Here is a 17,499-nt window from a genome sequence, read left to right on the forward strand (position 1 = left end):
TAATATTATGGCTGAAACAAAAGTATCCGATCCGATTATTACCTTTAAAAATGTCAGCAAAACCTACACTCTCTACAAAGATGACAAAGCAAGATTCAAGGCTCTTTTCTTTAAGCCGAGAAATGCAAAAACAAACAAGGCACTTAACAATGTTTCAATGGTAATCAACCGTGGCGAATCGGTTGGTATTGTCGGCGACAACGGTGCAGGCAAGTCAACTCTGCTCAAGATGATTACGGGCGTTGCATTTCCCGACGAAGGCGAAATCACCGTTGATGGCAAGGTTGCCGCATTGCTTGAGCTCACTGCAGGCTTTTCCATGGAAATGACAGGCAGAGAAAACATTTATCTGAAGGGTTATGTTCTCGGTCTTGAGGACAGCTACATTAAGCAGATTGAGGAGAAAATCATCGACTTTGCAGAGCTTGGAGATTACATTGACCAGCCTGTAAGAACATACTCAAGCGGTATGAAAATGCGTCTTGGTTTTGCTATCAATGTCAACATTGAACCCGATATTCTTGTTGTTGATGAGGCGCTCTCGGTCGGTGACGCAACCTTCAAAAAGAAGTGTAAAAGTAAAATTAAAGAGATTATCGAAAGCGGTGTAACCGTACTTTATGTAAGTCACAATGCCGCTTCGGTTAAAGAAATCTGCGCGCGTTCAATCTTCCTGAAAAAAGGAACTGTTATGTTTGACGGACCGACAGATGAAACCCTCAGAGTTTATGAGGAATCAAAAAAGAAAAAATAATTCCGTTTCGGAATAAAGCAAAAGCTCCACAATTGCGGAGCTTTTCTGATTTATCTGAGAGGTAAACCCATATGGACTGTACCGTAAAAGGCAATCTGTCCTCCGAAATTTTTGAGGACATTAAAAGAATTGCAGACAACAGGATAAATTTTCAACAGTTAAAAAACAAGACTGTTTTCGTGTCGGACTGTCACGGACTTATTGCATATTACATTATATGCGCATTGCTTGACGGCAATGATTTTTTCGAAAACAACACAAGGGTAATCACCCTTGCAAAAAGCCGTGAAGATGCCGAAAAGCAGTTCGGCAGCCTTACTCTCCGCAAAGATTTTGTTGTTGAAATCGGAGAGTCAAAGAACTTTCCGGAGATTGAAAGGGCCGACTTTGTAATATACTGCAACTGCCCGTGTGAGGTTGCAGAGGAAGATTGCAGTAATCCCGAGATTGCGGATACAATCATTTCGGGCTTTGCAAATGTGCTTGAATATGCAAAAGAGTCAAATGCCGAATCGGTTCTGCTCGTATCTTCATATATGGTTTACGGGGAGGTTTTCAGCGGTAAAAATAACATTTCCGAAAACGACCTCGGCTATCTTGATCCGACCGATGCCGACAGTGCATACGCACAAAGTATGCGTTCAGCCGAAACACTTGCTGTTTGCTATGCTGAAAAGTTCGGTATGAATGTAAAAATCGCCCGTCCCTGCCCCACACTCGGAGGTGTCAGAATGAGCGATGAAAGAAAATGGGCAAAGCTGATTGTCAGTGCGGCAAAAAATCAGAGCATTATGCTTACGGATAACGGTGGCGGAAAGTTCAGCTTCTGCTATGTGACGGACACGGTTTCTGCATTGATTGATATTTTGCTTAACGGAAAAAGCGGTGAGGCATACAACATTTCAAACGATAACGCAAATGTGACAATGCGGGAATTTGCACAGCTTGTAAAATCGGCAAATCCCGAAAAAAATCTCTCCGTAGTGTTCGTTCACAGAAAAGACGAAGAAGAACCTGAATTTTCTCCGTCATCCCCCACACCGTATGTTTTGTGCAACGATAAAATAAAATCACTCGGCTTTAGTCCGAAAACCACGCTTAAAGACGGAATAAAACGCAGTATAAGAGCAACAGAACTGCGTGCAGAATTACGAAGGATAAAGTAATGCGTATTAAAGATTTTTTAAACGAATTTGAGGCCGACAGGGCGGCATTGCCCGGAGTTGAAAAAGAAACTCTTGCAAAGCTCAGGAACAAAACAATTGTCATCTCGGGCGGTGAACTTGCAAGGTGTCTTTGTTATGCCTTTCTGTACAATAACGATGCTAAAAGGCTCGGAATAAAAGTTATCCTTCTCGGCAAATCACGCAACGCAATGGCATCATACCACAGCGAACTCTTGTTAAGAGATGATTTTGATTTTGTTGATTATAATTCTGCATCAGAAATTTCAAGTGCCGACTATGTAATTACAACAGGAATCTGCGGCGAACATACAGACAACAACCCACAGATTATGATTGACGGCATTGCAGAGATAAATGCCTGTGCCAAAATTGCAAAAGCCACAGGCGCAAGGGTTGTCGTTGTGAACGACAGCAGAATTTACGGCAAAGCCAAACCGCACAGAGTTTATTCCGAAAACGAGTACGCAGAACTTGACGCAACCTCTCCCTCATCGCTTGCAGGTCAGCTTATGAGAACGAGAGAAACCACCTTGCACTCGGTTTTGAAGAACAGCGAATCAACCGTTACAACGCTCAGAACGGGCATAATTTTGGGAGCGTCAAGCAACTTTACAAGCGTGCTTGATCCTGTTTTTGACGATATAGCCAACCGCCGTGACACAGTTGTTCCTGCAACAAGGGATCGCTGCACCTTTGTTTATATCAACGATGTTTTAAAGGCGATTGTTTTCGCAATGACAAATCTTGAAGAAAACGCAGTTTATAATGTCGGCGGCAAAAACTGCAATGCATCACTGATTATGATTGCGGCTGTTCTCAACGATATTTACGGCAGTCGCTGTACAATTGAGTCGGGCAATTTTACGGAGCTTGACGGCTGTGCAATAAATTCAAACAAGATTTCCATAAACGGATGCACTCCCGACATTGACCTTGAAACCATGCTGAAAATCTGCATAATGGACAAGATGAAGGCCGAAAAAGTTCTGCGTATCCCCCACTCACACGAGCGCAGACTTGATTCAATTCACGAAATTCAGCTTGCATTTCTGCTTGAAACTGACAGAATTTGTCGAAAGCACAACATAAAATATTTTCTCGGCGGCGGAACACTTCTCGGTGCAATCCGTCACAAAGGATTCATTCCGTGGGATGATGATGCCGATATTATGATGTTGCGTGAAGATTTTGACCGCTTTTGCGAGATTGCGCCAAAGGAACTTCCGAGCAATATGACTTTTCAATCGTACCATACGGACAAGGCTTGTTTCTATGAATTTGCCAAGGTCAGACTTGACGACACTTTCTTTGCAACCGACTTTGCAAAAGACCATCACGCAATGCACAACGGAATTGCGTTTGATATTTTCTGTCACGACAAAACAGCAAATTCTGCAATCGGACGAAAAATTCATATGGCAATGACCCTGTTCACAAGAGCGCTGGTGTTCAATAAATGGAATAATCGCAAGGCTGAAAACGGCAGTAGAATCCAGAGCATTGTAACAAATTTCTGCAAGAAAATATTTCCGCTCAGATTCAGTATGTGGCTTGAAGTCCGCACTTTAAAATTCTTTAAAAACAAAAAGAATGCAAAATATCTCTATGACGGAATGGGCAGAAATATTTATAACGGTGCTTTTCCAAAGGAATATCTTGACGATGTTGCTTATGCCGACTTTGAGGGTTACAAGTTCCCCGTGCCAAAGGAATATGACAAGTACCTTACTTTCCTCTACGGCGACTATATGGAGCTTGCACCGCTTTCAACAAGAATGGGTTGCCACGAAATTACCCTCTGCGACATCGGAAAATATGACGGTTTCAAAATCCGCAAACCCGATTCTGATAAATAATCAGCGTAAAACAGACCGATAAAGTAAATGTCACTTGACACTTACCTGTCGGTCTGCTATAATAATATAGCACATTTTGGGTGTTGCACAAATAATGGCTGCTAAGAGTGACCAACTGCCTTCTAAACAGTAGGTCAGGGGTAGCGTTGTGGCTATATCTCAGGTTGGCAGATATGTGATTAACTCACAACTAATTTGTACAACAAAATTAAATAAGCAGGTATGGCGGAATTGGCAGACGCGCATGGTTCAGGTCCATGTGAAAGCAATTTCATGCAGGTTCAAGTCCTGTTACCTGCACCAGTAAAGGTGGTTTTTTAACCGCCTTTTATTTTTTGCCAAAATTACTTAAAATGCCTTAAAAGTGGCTTAAACACTGGGTTTTTGAGATTTTAAAAATTCAGTTGAGTAATTTTGAATTAAGTTAAAACAAGATAAAATGCAGTCAAACTTACTGTCAAACTTACTGTCATTTTAGTTTGCCTGCCGATTTTCAAGGAAACAAGATAATATATTTTTAAATTTTATTACACCGTAACACAAAAGATTTTTCTATTATTAAAACAACAAAGAGGTTAAGCAATTTTTTCTAATGCTTAACCTCTTTTTTTATTTTGTTGATTACAGAGCATTCCCATACCATAACAATCCTCTATATTTTTGTTCTCAATTAACATTATGCCTCATCACCTACAAAACTACATATTGTCATCTTAATACCTCTTTTCTATTTTAAATATAATTACTTTCTAAAGATACTATTTAAAAGTGTACCCCATATAAATTAATACCGATACAAGTACTATTCCACCCACAACCATCAATATACAAAAAGCTACACTATGTTTACCTCTCTTGTACCATGAAACTAAGTCCATTGCATATGAAAATTCTATCACTACGAAATAGATGAATAATAACAACAAGCAATTAATATATTCCATATACTCCACAACCTTTCCTTTTATTTTATTATATTATACCATATATTATAATTAAATTGAATACTTTCTTTAGTATAATATTTATTTTTTTAGCATAGAAAAAGAGGGTTCTTTATGAACCCTCTCTTCCTAATAATTATTTTAAGGATTTATACTTGCTGTCAAATTTAATTATCTGTACTCGTAGTGACCGCCGTCTTTAACCTTTTCATCATAAGGTTTTACCCATTCCTTCTTCTCTACTGTTTTTGTGCCTGTCTGTACATAGTCCTCTGCCACATGATATGAACCTTTGCCACCATTTTCTTCCGCTTCCCAAAGAAGATGTTCATTCAGGTTAGCATCTGTTAACTTCATACCGCAGTCATTGCATACATATACTCCTACCCAACCATATACTGGCTCCTCTTCTGTACCTACTACCTTCCAATAACCTTCGTGGTGTACTGTTTTGTAATCATCTACCCATACCTTCTTTTTTGGCTTCGCTGTAGGTGTTTCAGTCTTTGATGACTCACTCGGCTTAGACGCTGGCTTCTGGTTATTACTCGAAGAGTTGTTTGGCTTAGCTGGCTTCTGATTATTACTTGAAGAGTTGCTTGGCTTAGCTGGCTTCTTGTCGTTATCAGATGTATTTGTCTTTGAAGTGTTGTCTTTCTTAGTATCTTCTTTCTTTTCGGTGTTACCCTTGTTGCTGTTGTTTTTGTTAGATACCGTAGTTTTTACATCGTCAACCTTAACTGTAACTGTCTTACCGTCATCGGTTTTTACTTCTACTTTGCCGTCTTTTACTTCAACTTTCTTACCATTCTTATCAGTGATGTTGCCGTCTTTGTCGACCTTGATTTCACCCTTGTCTACCAAATCTTTAACTGCCTTTGGTACTGTAGTTTTAGGTACAGTTGTTGGAACAGTTGATGTCTGTACGGTTGAAGATATTACTGACGGTTCTGTCGGTTCTTTCTCAGCGTTACAGCCTGCAAGAATGCTTATGCCGACTGCTGATGTGCCTGCAAGTATTGTAGCACCGCAGACAACGGCAATTACCTTTGTTTTTACTGTCGCAGTTGCTGTTGCCTTTACGATAGATGAAACTGTTGACTTTGCACCTGTTGCAATGCCTTTTGTTGCAGAGGTTGCAAGTGTCTGTCCGTTCGGGAGCTTGATTGTAATGTTCGGTACTGCAAGGCTATTTGCTTCTTCCTTGAAAATAGTTGTAAAGAAAGGTACAACAACAACGCCGTGAAGCTTGTCACCGCTTTTGTTTTCGTAATCTTCAATTGCAGTTTTCATCTTTGCCCTTGATGAATTTAGGCGAGATTTTACTGTTCCCTCTGAAATTTCAAGTGCCTGAGCAATTTCGGCAATTGACAGCTCGTTGAAATAGAACATCAAAACAACCTGATACTGATTGAATGAAAGTGTGTCTTCTATAATCTGTAAAAGCACCTTTCTTTTTTCGGCTTTGTTTATGTACTCTTCGGGGAGCATTAACTCATCTGTTTCAGTTTCCGCAATCAGAATTTCATCATCAATCTGATATTCCACCTTTCCTTTCAATTTATTTTTGCTTTTGTTTGTTGCTATTGCCGTGAGCCAACCGCAAAATTTTTCTTCATCTTTGAGTGTATCAAGTTTTAAGAATGCGGTGATGTAGGTTTCCTGCATTATGTCTTTTGCGTTTTCTTCGTCTTTGAGCAAAGAAACGCAAGTGAACCATACATCATTGCTTGTAAGTTTATACAGCTTATCAAATGCTTTTTTATTGCCGTTTTTAGCACTCAATACAAGCTCTTTGATTGTTTTCATAATATTTCCTCCTTTATAATTTTTTTGCGTTTCTATATATTAGACAGTTGAAATACTCAAAAGGTTCATTTTTTCGAGAAATTTTTTAAAAAATTTTTATTTTTTCAATTTTTTCATTTTTTTCTTTCAAAAAATCAATCTTTACTGCTTAAATCGTAGATTGAACCGTTTTGTAAAAAGATGATTTTATTCTTTATCGCTTGTTCAATATTAGGTGCATCCCAATATTTATAATTTTTATAATCGTCTGAATCCATATCAGCAGGAATTGTTCCCTCTGTATAAAGAGTAATTTCATCTGTTGTGTCAAAATCATTATCACAATGTTCTATTGTCCAAGTTTTACCGCTTATATTCCTTGTTTCAGATTCATCAAGGACAGTATCACTGCAATTAAATGTATATTTGTTATCATTCACCTTTTTAAGGTTTGTAATTACACCGTGACAAATAGATTCATAGTATTTATTTGCTGAAAATCCTTTCACTTCACTTACAAAAGTACCGTCATCAGCTATTTCAACTGTACTGCTTACCATACCGTTTTTACGCACTCTGTAAAATCCTGCTATTGGGCTGTAATCTACTTTTGTTTCTGATTTATCATCATATTTATCTAAAAATGACATTGCTTCCGTGTATGACATAGCTTTGCACTTTTCAGGGCTGTAATAGTTATCATATTCAGCGTCCATATAATCGCTGTACAACAGCAAAGAACCCATATTATCAAGTATGCTGTATTTGTATTTATCGCATTTACTGTAGCCGACTTCTTTATCAAATAGCTTGCCCGAATTGCTGATATTAGGAATCTCAGTTTTTGTCTGTTCCATAATCATTTTAAAATCAATTTCATTTTCTTCACAATTATCAGTTGTAAATTTGAAAAATCTGCACACATTAGATGTCATTCTTCTCTGTGTAAACAAGTATAAATCTTTTCCGTCTGATGATTTAAATAAAATGTACGGGTCATATGTATGTTGAAGTGATGTTTGTAACTGGTATTCGTCCTTATTTTTAAAAGAAATCTTTTTACACTCTCCGTCAGAATAAGTATATATATTTAGCGTTACATATGTGTAATCGTTGTATGTATCTTCAACAGACTTAACAAATATCAGTTCAGGGGTAAAATCACCCATTATATCCGCAAAGACAATTTGCTTTGATTCATCTGTTTTGTTCTGATAATCATACGCTTTAATTTCAAAAGCATTTTGTTGAAGTATAGTTTTATATGCTTTGTATGCTTCCTTGTAATCAGTTTTTGGTGCTTGTGTAGTTTCTGCAACCGTTGGTTCTGTTTGTGCCTGTGTAGTTACTTGCTGTGTTGTAATTAGTGCGGTCGCTTGGTCGGGGGTAGCCTTTGAAACTTCGTTATTTCCATTACAGCCACTTAAAGCAACACTTGTCATTGGCACTAACATTGCAATCAATAAAATTAAAGATTTTGTGGTTTTCATACCATTGCCCCTCTATTATTTGTTGTATTGAAATAAGCTGTTAAACTTTTTAAGTGCTTCATCTTTTACGGAAGCATTATTAACCATTAGTATCAATACAGTATTGTCGATTGAATAAAATTCACAATATTGGAAATAGTCCGTATCTATCAGTTCATCATCAGGATTCATATAAAATGTGTGCTTATAATAATTATCGCCTGATTCATCTGCCACTGTGTAATGCTCTTTTTCACGAAAATAATAACTATCTTCCAAATCATAAATAAAAGAGCTTACTCCTGCTTCTGCGTATTCATTTGAAGAATACGCTATGTACATAATCGTAAAGTTACCGCCGTAGGAGCTTCCTGCATTGATTATGTTATTGCCATAAACACTCTTTTGATTACTTGCCGATACACCTGTGGTTGTTTCATTTTCTTTGTTTCCTGAAACTACACCTGAAATTCTGACACCTGTTAAAGCACCTAAAGTTTCACCGCTGTCAGAAGCAATATCAGAAGTATCAGACCTTTCAAATTCATAACCGTTATCTTCGGCAAATTGAATAACTTCACGCTCATATAATTTCTTTATACTTTTAGGTTTTGCAGATTCGCTGTTATTGCTACTTTCGGGAGCTAAATTTGAACACCCAACCAAAGAGGTTATAAAGGTTGCAACCAGTGCTAAACAAATAATTTTTTTCATAAAATTCCATTTCCTCTCATCATATATTCTTGGCGACAAAGGGCTTATGTCGTAAGCTCTATATATTAGACAATTGAAATGTCGAAAAGGTTCATTTTTTGTGAGAAAAAATTAAATTTTATTAAAACTTTTTATTTTTCATAAAAAAAGGGTACATAGACAAGCTACGCACCCGAAAAATACATAGCCCTTTTGTCGCCAAACAAAATTTTAAACTATACTAAGAAAGTATGCTAAAACAGAGCCTGTATTTTTACCCAAATAAAAATACACACATTCAAGCATAGTTTAATTAAATTTTGTTTGGCACTTTTATTTTAGCATATAATATGTGAAAATTCAATATTTTTGTAAAATAACTTTCAAAAATTATATGAATGAAACTGTAAAATTTGAAAGTGATTTCAATTTTAGGGGGAACAACTTTTCAGCTGTTCCCCTTTTTTGTCAACTGTGTAATGTCGGAGTTTTGTTTTCGCTTTGATTATACTTTTCAGAACCAAACATATCACGGATTTCATCAAGCATTAATTCTCGTTTGCTTCTCTTGCGGTACGGTTCTGTGTGGTAATACCAAGCCTGTTTTTTATGAGCGTATCGGAATTTTAATTCTTTCAACATTTCTTTGTGTGCTTTGGTATTTCCTGATACCCAAATCCAAGTACCGCAAATTTCAACCTCAATGTCCGAAAGGCTTGTAAGCACATTGATTATATTTATAAATTCCTGCGGTGTTTCCGTTGTTTCTTTGGTGTAGGTTTCGCCCTCTGAATTTGTATGTATATTTTTCAGGCGTTCCCACATAATCTCATATTCGTTTTGCATTACCTTAAATTCTTCTGTATCACCGCCTAAATCGGGGTGAAGCTGTTTAGCTAATCTTCTGTATTCCTTTTTGAGGTCTTCGGCTGTTTTGCATTTTGTAAAGTATTTCATAATGGTTTCTCCTTTGAAAGTTGATTTCAATTAAAATTTATATTCGGTAATTCTGAATTGGTGGGCTTTTAATAAGTCCGATTTAGATATTCACGCTGTATTTTTCACTCCTTTCTGATTTTTTTATATTCGTTTAAATCGTCATCGTCTGGGCTTTTTGAGCATTAAAAGCGTAGTGAAATTTCATAAGTCAAGAAGCAAGTTTACGATACGCCGTAGGGCAATTCTTTACTTATAAAATAAGCGGAGCAAAATGTGAAATTAAAGCCTACGGTGACGATTTGAATATAGAAAACAGTTAAGGCTTGTGAGCGTGAATATCGGCAAAAATCGGACAAAAAAATAACGCTATGGCTTTAACCATAGCGAACCTTATAAAATAAACAAACCGCAGAAAATATAAAATTTCCTGCGGTTTCGTTATGATTAGTTACAAATATCCCAAAATTCGCAACTCCATGTGTTTTTATATAATCAAGAACTTCAAAGATTGCTTTAGAGGTTCAAAAAATATGAAGGAGGATTTTTTATGAATAAAAAATCTTTTAGGGTGGTACTGCTCACCTATTTTGCAGTAGCTTTTTTCGTAATTATGGCTTTCGGCTCTGAATATCTTTCAGAGTGCAACAAACTCGGAATACCGTTTTCTTTGTCAGGAGCAGTAAGTTATTTGCTGACAGGGTTTATCTGCCTAATTGCAATGACTGTTTTGGTTGTGGTTTTCTTGTTGGTATTGGAATTGAGCGACAGAAAATCTATCAAATCCGCTCTTCGCTTAACAGCTAATTTTGCTTCAAACAAAGCAAGAATGAAAGTTGTAAACAGCGTTTATCCGAGCTTACTTTACTTTTTGTATGATGTATTACAGAGCAACAACGAGTTTTTAAAACTTCCGCTTGGTAAAGATTGCAGTTCTCTCTTAAAAGAGGGGTACAATCCACTATGTGTTGACAACTGTATTTTTTACACCTTTCAGATTATTATGCCAAAAAAATCATATGACTTTGATGAAGATACATTAAAGCAAATTATCCAATCGTATATTGAAGCTCAATTGCTTAATTACGGCATGGTTAATTTACCCTCATACTACAACAGCAAATCCTACGGTATGATACCGAGCGTATATATTGAAAAGGTTGTATATAACGAGGAACAGCATTTACTAAAATTTGCCGTGATGTATATTAGCTGTGAAGATGATGTAAGGCATTATATCAAATCCAAAAAGAGAGATGAACAGCTGAATATAACAACAGATAAGGTGTATGACGATGAGGTTTGATAGCAGTAAATTAACTGTCGGTGTAGATTTATCTATTCTTTCACAGGGTGTAAAAGTGCCTGTTACGGTGGACTTTTCCTCTGTACCTCATATGCTGATAGTAGCACCAAGCGGAAGCGGTAAAACTTATCTTCTAACATACATATTAGGTCAAATAGCAAAGAAGTCTGTCAAATTGATTTTGGCAGACTTTAAAGGCATTGACTTTATTGAGTTTAATGACTGTCGGAATTACTATAAGCATAATTCTGTCGGTGAAGCTGTTGACTGTGTTTTTGATGAATTACAAAACAGAATGGCAAATGCAAGTGTAAATTCAGAATATGAACCGATTTATTTATGTATTGATGAGTGGTCGGGTTTCCTCAGTTCTTTAGCCGTAAAGAAAGAGCAGGATAACTACAAGCAAAAACTTGCCAACATTCTTATGTTAGGTCGAGGTGCAAATATTTTTATCATTATGTCACTACAAAGAGCCGATTCAACATATATTACAGGACGAGATAACTTTGGCAATGTGGTAGGTCTTGGTACGCTCAGCAAAGAGAGTATAGCAATGGTATTTAATGATAATAAGGAGATGATAGAACCAAAATCAAGGGGCAAAGGATATCTGCAAACTGACGGAAAGCCTTTGAGAGAAATAGTTGTGCCTATGTTACGAAACATAAACGATACAAAAGCCGTTATAAAAACAGCTTTATCCCGATAATTATTTATACAGCAAATTGAATATTTATGCACAAGAATAGCTCAATCATTACTCTGATTGGGCTATTTTTTATGCTTTAAAATAAATTGTCGTTTCTTGTGGTTTATGGCAATTTTTTATGGTCGATAAAATAGCGTTTTTTACTATTAGCCAAAATTGCACTATACCCTATAACACATTTCTTTGTACCCTAACACTTTCAAAATCTAAAACCATACCTTTTTTGTCGTGGTTGATACATCTAAACCTTGGTTGAGTATCAATTCTTCCCTGCGTTTCTAACATAAGCACTTATAGAGTGTGTCCTGCACTCTGTGTAAATTTATGGCACAAGAAAGTTGTCAATAATTATGCAAAGAAATGCATACAAGAAGGCTATTGGAGAAAGAATACAGCAGTTGAGAAAGGGGCTTAGAAAAGAAGGCTTTAACGGTCAGCCTAAGACTGTAAATGAGTTTCTTGAGTTTTTAAACCCGAAAATTGATGATGATTATGATAATTACGGTGACTATTCGCTTACTGACATTGAATTTAGCTATAAAAAGGATTATGTCAGTAAGGTTGAACACGGAATCGTTTTTCCGTCCACTGATTTTTTATTTCTCATTCATCTGCGTTTTAATGTTTCTTTAGATTATTTGGTTTTCGGTCATAATTTACCCGAAATTGAAGAATTAAGGAAAATTTGTAAACATTCAGGTAAAAGCAAGATTAACGATTTTTGCTTTAATTGCTTTAATTTATTAGAGGGTAATTCAAAATATATCGAAGATTTTGATGATGAAGATGAAGATTTTTTTCTTGATTATAGAGCTCGATTAGATGAGGTACGCAAGTATTTTTGTAATCATCAACAAAGGAAATTGACACAAAAACAGTTCAGCGAATTGTTAGGTGTATCTAAAAACACAATGGACAAGTATCATTCAAAGAAAAGTGATGTTCAGAGCAAAAAGTACACAGACATAAGAAATACTGCTCTTGAGTATCTGATTAGATTTTCGCTCACTACAAAATGTTCATTAGATTACTTATTGTATGGTACATATCTCTTAGAGGGCTTTCCCAGTGAACTTATGGAATTACTTCGTAATTATGACTATGCAAAGCAAACGCAAATCTTGAAGTTGTGGCTTGAAGAAGCAGAAAAATTTTTTAAAAATTCTTAAAAAGGGGTATTTCCTATCCAAAGTATCCCAAAATTCGCAACTCCATGTGTTTTTATATAATCAAGAACTTCAAATGAAGTTCAAAATAAACAGAAAGGAGATAGCTATGGATATTAAAAATGCAAAAATTGATGTACTGGGTTCTGTTGGCAGTAAGTTATTGTTGATAGATGTTATACCGTCATATGCCTATGTGGATGGACGCCGAACAAGCACGGTTACAGGATATAAGTATATCGTTATTCTTGAGGAAAATAAGTTTGATAGGCTTAGCGTTCGTATTGACGGTGATAAACAGATTGACAATCCTATTGACGGCAACAGCCGTATTTATGTACGCTTTGATAATCTTGAATTATCGCTGTATTGGACAAGTGCAGGACATCAGATTGCGGCAAAGGCAAGTGCTATTCATTTAGTTAATGAGAGTCTTAAACCGCAAAAGTAATTGCTTTGCCGTGGGCGGTAGCACCGTCAAGGTGCGAACCGCCTGACGGCAAGTCAATCCCCTCACTTTAATGAAGGGGATAATATAATTTTATCGAATATGCGTTCGATATTATAGGAGTGATTATATGAATGGATAAAGAATTGAAAGTCGGTGTAGATGAATTTTCTTTAGTTTTCTTTTATCCGATTGATGATGTTTGTAACGATTGGCAAAGTACAGCTTATTCAATGATACAGGAATTTATCTATAAGGCGGACATAGAATTGTTGCTCGGTAAAGTTGTAGAAATGCGTGATAAAAAGCCGCAGGCATATTCACAAGCATTTACTATTGAGAACGCTCCATATTATTTCACTATAGCGTTACACGAAACTTTTGTGCATATGGGAATATTAGTTCGTTTCTCTGCTCACTCTTGGGCAGTATATCAAAAGCGGTATTTTGATTTCTACGGTGAGAATATAAATATCGGAAAGTTTTTAAGCAACATTGAAAGTCCGTTATACAGATACAGACTGAGCCGTATAGATTTAACTGCTGACTACAAAAATTATGATTTATCACCGCATAGCATATACAGCAGGTTAAAGGACGAAAGTCTACAGGTGCTTGACTGTAACTACAGACACAGTAAAAGAAAGATTTCTTCTGTTGAAAAAAATTTGGTGACTGAGTCAATCTATATCGGTTCAAGGGCTGAAAACGCACAGTCACTACTTCGGGTTTATGATAAAAAATCGGAGCAAATTAGCAACAACGGTTTTCGCCTTGATGAAGCATTGCAGTGCGACAGTTGGGTTAGATTTGAGGCTTCATACAGAGGAAACTATGCTCATCAAATAACCGAGCAATTGGAACATATAACAGATGATGTTTCTGTATCGCAGTTCATTGCAAGCAAAATATGTGACAGATACCGTTTTTATGACCCTCTTAACAGCTGTTTTACTGATTTTACAAACGACCTGCTTAAAATAATTGAATGCAGTAATTTTCACGCTTTGCGTTGTGAAAGTCCTGCTAACAATAGTTTGAATAAAAGCATTCAGCATATTATTTACGGTAGCGGTTTGTTCCCTTTGATATACAAAATCAGCGTTATATGGGGTGAAAAAGCTGTTGCTGAATTTTGGAGTATTCTGTATGAAATATACAAGAAATACCATAAGAAAAAACTTGAAATTAACCCTCAGATAAGGGCTTGGCTTAGAAAGAATTTTCTTAGTTTATCACAGCAAAGTTTATCAGATTGCTTTGTCAGTGTTGACCTTACAAAGATTGATGTTGCAGAGATTATAAAGAAAATTTCTGAAAGTGACAATCCGTTTACACTAACGGCAATAAATACAAGCAGTAACACAGATAATCAGGTAGTATCTGATGAAGAATTTGAACGCACTTTTTATTCAAAGGATATGGAGTGAGATATTGAACCCGAAATACATAAATACCGAGAAACTTAATTTCTTATAAACACACAAATAAAAACCGAAAAACCTAAAAACTGGTTACCATAGAAATATGATTATCTTACTTCATATTTTTATATTATAATTTTCTATAAGGAGAATGATTATGAGTGATAATTATATGCTTAATGAAGTAGTAAAGTATTGGAAGCTAACAAATGACCTTTTAGTAGCTTTTGAGGACTTTAACGGTCAAATACAAAAGCATACGGTTCATTTGCCAAAAGAGGACATTGACACAATTCTTAATATCGGAATCACAACAGGTATTAAAAATTGGTGCGACAGAGTTGATATTTTAGAGGACAAACTGCTTGGGACTTATTATAGTGAACAAGTGTCAAGAGGCGGTTCTCTGATATTTCATGACAAAATTTTTGATAGAGTCGGAGTTATGACTCTTTCGAATTTTCTCCAGTCATATAGCTGTATATACAGTGCGGCAACCTCATACGGTCTTAGTGAGCATTGTATTGACGGTTACTTTTACAATTCACCTCGCATATGTGATTACATCATTCAGTTCGCTTTGTTTGAAGATATACCCTATTTTCACGCAGAAGAAACGGAAGGTGGTAGCATATGAATGATGAGAAAAAGAATATGTGTGATGAAGATGATTCAGATGAAATTCTCGAATATACAGGCGGTAGCGAGCTCAGCGATTTAACCTTTATGACGACATATGATTATTATTCCAGTTGGCGTATCAAAGAAGTGTTTAGTGTAGCAGGATATGACTTACAACCAGTTTACTTAGGCTACAAGGCTTTGAGATACAGACCTTGTCAAAGATATTGGATTGTAGATAAGAATACAAATCAACGAATTGGTTCATCAAATAATGGGTACAGCTTTGAAGACCTTCGTTATTACTTAGGTGGACTTGGTATTCCTCTTCACGGTGAAAATTACCACCCCACCAGAGATAAGGACGGCAGACGCACTTCTTGTAAGGAGTTTCTTGAGCTTGTAGAAAGCCTTCCTGATGAAAAGGAGGACTTAATATGAGTGTAGAGATTAAATTCATCGGTACTAAAGAGGTTGCCGAAGCACTTGGTTGTTCCTTGCCTACTGCACGCAATATTATGTTGAGAGCAGATTTCCCTTTAATACGGGTAGGTAAAAATCTTAAAGTTGAGCTAAATGCTTTTCTTAACTGGTCGCAGAAAAGAAGGGTATGAGTATTTAAAGCATTCACATAATATTTAAGCAACCGTATTGACACAAAAGATTTAAGGCTATACAATACTGATATAGTAAAAATCTTTTGTGCTTTACGGTTGGGAAAGGAACGATTTTTATTAACACAAAAAGCACAAAACCAAAGTCAAAATGTAAGAAACTTGATTACGGTGACGGTTCTGTATACTATGTTAAAAGCAGAAAATGCTTTGCAGGTCAGATAACGCTTGAAATTAACGGTGAGAAAAAACGCAAGACGGCTTACGGTAAAACCGAACGCATTGTTAAGAATAAGTTGCTTGAATATCGTATTCAGGCAAAAGCAGGATTTTTTGACGAACCCGATAACACAACTGTCTATGAGCTTGCCGAAAAGATGATTGAAGAACAATTCTCTCTTAATGAGATTAAGCAAACTTCATATGACCGCAAGAATGAAACATTAAAGTCAATGAGTCCTATTTATGATTTAGCAATGCGTGAGATTACGGAAGATGTAATAAAGCATTTTTTCATTTCTAAAATCTCTTATTCGCAGTCATACTTGGATAAAGCATATCAGCTTTTAAAGTCAGTTTTCAATGAAGCTGTAAGGAAGAAAATTGTTACAGAAAACATTATGCTGAACATCAGAAAGCCAAAGTCAAAGCAGGAGCTTGTAAAAGTAAGAGCATTGACTGTTGATGAACAGAAAAAGCTGATAGATGTTCTCAAAAGCGAGGATATACGCTATTCGGAACAAATGCTTTTGTCAATGTTTACAGGCATGCGTATGGGCGAAATTAACGCCTTAGAAGTCAAAGATATTAACTTTAATGACCGTACAATAAATGTTTGTAAGACTGTCAGCAGAGGTCTTAACGGCAAAACATATATAAGCGGCTCAACAAAGACTAAAGCAGGTATGCGTACAATCTATTTTAATGATGATATGGCTGATTTTTTAAAACAGTGTATCGGAGATAAAAAAGACGGTCTTATATTTGCTTCAAGTGTGGATAAACTTGTCACAACTAATCAGGTAAATTATCAATACGCAAACACGCTGAAAAAGTATGATATACTTGATAAGAGTGTTTACGGAAAGGTTGATTTACATTCACTTCGTCACACATATGCAACAAGATGTATTGAATCAGGTATGCCTGCAAAGGTACTGCAAAATCTTCTCGGTCATACTGATATAAGAATTACGCTTGATACATACTGTGATGTTTTCCAAAAATACAGTATGGAAAATCTTGCTGTAGCTGACAGCTATATGAAGAGCAATAACATTGCAATAGTATGACTGTCCGAAAATGCACTGTCAACTTTACTGTCACACCATAAAAAGCCGATAAATAAGCCACTTGTCAGGGTTACCTGCACCACCAGAAAACCTCGAAAAATCGCTTGTTTATGCGCTTTTTCGAGGTTTGTTTTTTCTTATATTTCGATTTTGTGCGCTATTGAGTATATTTAAGCCTGTTTAGTCTTGTTAAAGCTATTGCTGTCAAGTACATCTGCAACTGCTCCCAGAGCCTTTGCCTCCGCCTCTTTAAAAGCGTGAGCATAAATATTTAGGGTTGTACTGCATA

Annotated in this window: 16 protein-coding genes and 1 tRNA gene; 13 read left to right on the forward strand and 4 right to left on the reverse strand. The window is 36.3% G+C overall.

The genetic code is table 11. The features are described from left to right. The first annotated feature begins 7 nt into the window (after positions 1-7). From QDI94_RS04670 to QDI94_RS04685, 4 genes are all read left to right on the forward strand, one after another. The gene (locus QDI94_RS04670; protein ID WP_101029205.1) at positions 8-754 is read left to right on the forward strand and encodes an ABC transporter ATP-binding protein; all 747 of its coding nucleotides are present in this window, start codon (positions 8-10) and stop codon (positions 752-754) included. Positions 755-825: 71 nt separating this feature from the next. After that, entirely contained in the window at positions 826-1,920 is a 1,095-nt protein-coding gene (locus tag QDI94_RS04675) for an NAD-dependent epimerase/dehydratase family protein (protein WP_278867580.1), read from the forward strand. Then, positions 1,920-3,797, forward strand: a complete 1,878-nt coding sequence (locus QDI94_RS04680) for a LicD family protein (RefSeq protein WP_278867584.1) — start codon at positions 1,920-1,922, stop codon at positions 3,795-3,797. The genes QDI94_RS04675 and QDI94_RS04680 overlap by 1 nt, the downstream gene beginning before the upstream one ends. Before the next feature lie 216 nt (positions 3,798-4,013). Beyond that, positions 4,014-4,100: transfer RNA gene (locus QDI94_RS04685), tRNA-Leu, on the forward strand. An 812-nt stretch (positions 4,101-4,912) separates the two neighbouring features. Here the strand turns inward: QDI94_RS04685 and QDI94_RS04690 are convergent. The 4 genes from QDI94_RS04690 to QDI94_RS04705 form a co-directional block, all read right to left on the reverse strand. After that, positions 4,913-6,550 (reverse strand): sigma-70 family RNA polymerase sigma factor, encoded by a 1,638-nt coding sequence (locus QDI94_RS04690; protein WP_278867587.1) that lies wholly within the window; start codon positions 6,548-6,550, stop codon positions 4,913-4,915. A 134-nt stretch (positions 6,551-6,684) separates the two neighbouring features. Beyond that, positions 6,685-8,019: a hypothetical protein gene (locus QDI94_RS04695; protein WP_278867589.1), complete on the reverse strand. Its 1,335-nt coding sequence runs from the start codon at positions 8,017-8,019 to the stop codon at positions 6,685-6,687. Positions 8,020-8,034: 15 nt separating this feature from the next. After that, positions 8,035-8,712 carry a hypothetical protein gene (locus tag QDI94_RS04700; protein WP_278867593.1) on the reverse strand — a complete coding sequence of 226 codons (678 nt, stop codon included), beginning with the start codon at positions 8,710-8,712 and terminating at the stop codon, positions 8,035-8,037. Positions 8,713-9,159: 447 nt separating this feature from the next. Continuing rightward, a complete protein-coding gene (locus tag QDI94_RS04705; protein ID WP_278867596.1) occupies positions 9,160-9,648 on the reverse strand; it encodes a DnaJ domain-containing protein in 489 nt (162 codons plus the stop codon). 529 nt (positions 9,649-10,177) lie between these two features. Here QDI94_RS04705 and QDI94_RS04710 point away from each other — a divergent pair. From QDI94_RS04710 to QDI94_RS04750, 9 genes are all read left to right on the forward strand, one after another. Beyond that, positions 10,178-10,933, forward strand: a complete 756-nt coding sequence (locus tag QDI94_RS04710; RefSeq protein ID WP_278418488.1) for a hypothetical protein — start codon at positions 10,178-10,180, stop codon at positions 10,931-10,933. Next, positions 10,923-11,645 carry a type IV secretory system conjugative DNA transfer family protein gene (locus tag QDI94_RS04715; protein WP_169923300.1) on the forward strand — a complete coding sequence of 241 codons (723 nt, stop codon included), beginning with the start codon at positions 10,923-10,925 and terminating at the stop codon, positions 11,643-11,645. The genes QDI94_RS04710 and QDI94_RS04715 overlap by 11 nt, the downstream gene beginning before the upstream one ends. Positions 11,646-11,995: 350 nt before the next feature. Then, the gene (locus QDI94_RS04720; RefSeq protein WP_278867600.1) at positions 11,996-12,814 is read left to right on the forward strand and encodes a helix-turn-helix domain-containing protein; all 819 of its coding nucleotides are present in this window, start codon (positions 11,996-11,998) and stop codon (positions 12,812-12,814) included. 106 nt (positions 12,815-12,920) lie between these two features. After that, positions 12,921-13,262, forward strand: coding sequence for a hypothetical protein (locus QDI94_RS04725; RefSeq protein ID WP_147639990.1), 342 nt, complete (start codon positions 12,921-12,923; stop codon positions 13,260-13,262). Between the two features lie 131 nt (positions 13,263-13,393). Next, positions 13,394-14,689 (forward strand): replication initiation factor domain-containing protein, encoded by a 1,296-nt coding sequence (locus QDI94_RS04730; protein WP_278867605.1) that lies wholly within the window; start codon positions 13,394-13,396, stop codon positions 14,687-14,689. Positions 14,690-14,840: 151 nt separating this feature from the next. Then, the gene (locus QDI94_RS04735; RefSeq protein WP_278867608.1) at positions 14,841-15,320 is read left to right on the forward strand and encodes a hypothetical protein; all 480 of its coding nucleotides are present in this window, start codon (positions 14,841-14,843) and stop codon (positions 15,318-15,320) included. After that, positions 15,317-15,745, forward strand: coding sequence for a hypothetical protein (locus QDI94_RS04740; RefSeq protein ID WP_278867611.1), 429 nt, complete (start codon positions 15,317-15,319; stop codon positions 15,743-15,745). Before QDI94_RS04735 ends, QDI94_RS04740 begins: the two co-directional genes overlap by 4 nt. Further along, on the forward strand, positions 15,742-15,918 hold the full coding sequence (locus QDI94_RS04745) for a MerR family transcriptional regulator (RefSeq protein WP_015523386.1): 177 nt from the start codon (positions 15,742-15,744) through the stop codon (positions 15,916-15,918). The genes QDI94_RS04740 and QDI94_RS04745 overlap by 4 nt, the downstream gene beginning before the upstream one ends. An 86-nt stretch (positions 15,919-16,004) precedes the next feature. Then, positions 16,005-17,210 carry a tyrosine-type recombinase/integrase gene (locus QDI94_RS04750; protein ID WP_278867614.1) on the forward strand — a complete coding sequence of 402 codons (1,206 nt, stop codon included), beginning with the start codon at positions 16,005-16,007 and terminating at the stop codon, positions 17,208-17,210. Positions 17,211-17,499: the final 289 nt, after the last annotated feature.

The organism is Ruminococcus bromii (assembly GCF_928721825.1).
In the GTDB taxonomy this organism is placed as follows: Bacteria; Bacillota; Clostridia; order Oscillospirales; family Acutalibacteraceae; genus Ruminococcoides; species Ruminococcoides bromii.

Coding starts and splice junctions, on each gene's coding strand:
- QDI94_RS04670 (WP_101029205.1), top strand. CDS start 8: ATGGCTGAAACAAAAGTATCCGATCCGATTATTACCTTTAAAAATGTC.
- QDI94_RS04675 (WP_278867580.1), top strand. CDS start 826: ATGGACTGTACCGTAAAAGGCAATCTGTCCTCCGAAATTTTTGAGGAC.
- QDI94_RS04680 (WP_278867584.1), top strand. CDS start 1,920: ATGCGTATTAAAGATTTTTTAAACGAATTTGAGGCCGACAGGGCGGCA.
- QDI94_RS04690 (WP_278867587.1), bottom strand. CDS start 6,550: ATGAAAACAATCAAAGAGCTTGTATTGAGTGCTAAAAACGGCAATAAA.
- QDI94_RS04695 (WP_278867589.1), bottom strand. CDS start 8,019: ATGAAAACCACAAAATCTTTAATTTTATTGATTGCAATGTTAGTGCCA.
- QDI94_RS04700 (WP_278867593.1), bottom strand. CDS start 8,712: ATGAAAAAAATTATTTGTTTAGCACTGGTTGCAACCTTTATAACCTCT.
- QDI94_RS04705 (WP_278867596.1), bottom strand. CDS start 9,648: ATGAAATACTTTACAAAATGCAAAACAGCCGAAGACCTCAAAAAGGAA.
- QDI94_RS04710 (WP_278418488.1), top strand. CDS start 10,178: ATGAATAAAAAATCTTTTAGGGTGGTACTGCTCACCTATTTTGCAGTA.
- QDI94_RS04715 (WP_169923300.1), top strand. CDS start 10,923: ATGAGGTTTGATAGCAGTAAATTAACTGTCGGTGTAGATTTATCTATT.
- QDI94_RS04720 (WP_278867600.1), top strand. CDS start 11,996: ATGCAAAGAAATGCATACAAGAAGGCTATTGGAGAAAGAATACAGCAG.
- QDI94_RS04725 (WP_147639990.1), top strand. CDS start 12,921: ATGGATATTAAAAATGCAAAAATTGATGTACTGGGTTCTGTTGGCAGT.
- QDI94_RS04730 (WP_278867605.1), top strand. CDS start 13,394: ATGGATAAAGAATTGAAAGTCGGTGTAGATGAATTTTCTTTAGTTTTC.
- QDI94_RS04735 (WP_278867608.1), top strand. CDS start 14,841: ATGAGTGATAATTATATGCTTAATGAAGTAGTAAAGTATTGGAAGCTA.
- QDI94_RS04740 (WP_278867611.1), top strand. CDS start 15,317: ATGAATGATGAGAAAAAGAATATGTGTGATGAAGATGATTCAGATGAA.
- QDI94_RS04745 (WP_015523386.1), top strand. CDS start 15,742: ATGAGTGTAGAGATTAAATTCATCGGTACTAAAGAGGTTGCCGAAGCA.